Source organism: uncultured Ligilactobacillus sp. (assembly GCF_948826705.1).
Lineage (GTDB): Bacteria > Bacillota > Bacilli > Lactobacillales > Lactobacillaceae > Ligilactobacillus.
This window is the reverse complement of sequence record NZ_CAQLEL010000121.1, coordinates 1-1,526: the sequence shown is the minus strand read 5'-3', so window position 1 is coordinate 1,526 and position 1,526 is coordinate 1. Positions and strand designations below refer to the sequence as shown.

The window sequence follows — 1,526 nt, the reverse complement described above, 5'->3', positions numbered from 1 at the left end:
TGTGTGCCTTTTGGCAAAACAACTGTTGGATCTAATACTTCTGGCGCTGCTAGTTTCTCACCTAGTTTCACTTTTAGCTCTGGCTTCAACGTTGGCGTTACTGCTTCAGCGTCGGTTCCGACTTTCACTGATACTGGTAAGATATCTTTTGTGCCATCTGGATATGTTACTTCCAACTCACCCGTTTGTTGACCTGCCTTATTTGTATCCACTGGCGTCTTCCATGCCACTTGTGTACCTTTTGGCAAGACAACTTCGGAAGCTAACATTTCTGTTGGATCTAACTTCTCGCCTACCTTTGCCTTTAGCTCTGGTTTCAACGTTGGCGTTACTGCTTCAGCGTCTGTTCCGACCTTCACTGATACTGGTAAGGTGTCTTTTGTGCCATCTGGATATGTTACTTCCAACTCACCCGTTTGTTGACCCGCCTTACTTGTATCCACTGCTGTCTTCCATGCCACTTTTGTACCTTTTGGTAACTTAACGCTTGGATCTAATACTTCCGCTCGATCTAACTTCTCGCCTAATTTAACTTTTAGCCCTGGTTTCAACATCGGCGTTACTGCTTCAGCGTCGGTTCCGACTTTCACTGATACTGGTAAGGTGTCTTTTGTGCCATCTGGATAGGTCACTTCCAACTCACCTGTTTGTTGACCCGCCTTATTTGTATCCACTGCCGTCTTCCATGTCACTTTTGTACCTTTTGGTAACTTAACGCTTGGATCTAATACTTCCGCTGGATCTAACTTCTCGCCTAATTTAACTTTTAGCTCAAAGGTTACACCATACTGTGGCTGTACACTGTTTCTAAAAATCTGACAGTGCATAGCTCGATTCCATGTTGCTAAATCAATTTCTTTCATAGAATATTCATTCCTCCTGTCGTAATATGAATAAATGCGTGTTCTTTATGTTCTTTATCTTCACATATTTTCCACATGGTTATTATATCTCTTATCGTTGTATGATGTCAATATGCTGTATGATGTCTATGACAAAAAAAGAGGACTTACGTATTTGTAAGCCCCGGTAAGTAGGAAATTACTCTATTCCCAATTCTCGTATAGCGTGCATGATATGAATTTTCATGGCATTTTTTGCTCCCTCCGCATTTCTCTGCTCTAAAAAATCCATAATCATGCGGTGGTCGTTGACTGTATCTATAACAGCTTTTTGGCTCATAGCCGATAGGGTAACGCCCTTTGCAATCGCTTGATAAAGAATGGGCATAAGCTGATTCATAAATTCATTATGCGTTGCCTGCGCAATCGCCTTGTGGAATGAATGTTCATTGTCTGTACGGTCTTGCCCGGATTTAATTTCTTGCTCAATCTTCTCACCGAAATCCAAAATCCTTTTTATTTCTGCGTCTGTACCTCGGATAGCTGCTAAATAGGCCGCTTCCGGCTCAAAAATCAAACGCATTTCGTAAAGGTCTTTTGCATTTACTTTTATATCTGATAGCTGTCCTAAATTGGATTGTTGCTCAAATACTGCTTGGCGGTGGGCTTGTCCTGACCCTGTTT

Annotated in this window: 2 protein-coding genes; both read right to left on the bottom strand. The window is 41.9% G+C overall.

Annotated features, from left to right (window positions below; all coding sequences use genetic code 11):
* On the bottom strand, window positions 1–863 hold an 863-nt coding region (locus Q9Q35_RS08780), incomplete at its 3' end, for a Rib/alpha-like domain-containing protein (protein ID WP_304653026.1).
* A 178-nt stretch (window positions 864–1,041) separates the two neighbouring features.
* Window positions 1,042–1,526 (bottom strand): FadR/GntR family transcriptional regulator (locus Q9Q35_RS08775; RefSeq protein ID WP_304653025.1); only part of this gene is annotated, 485 nt, incomplete at its 5' end.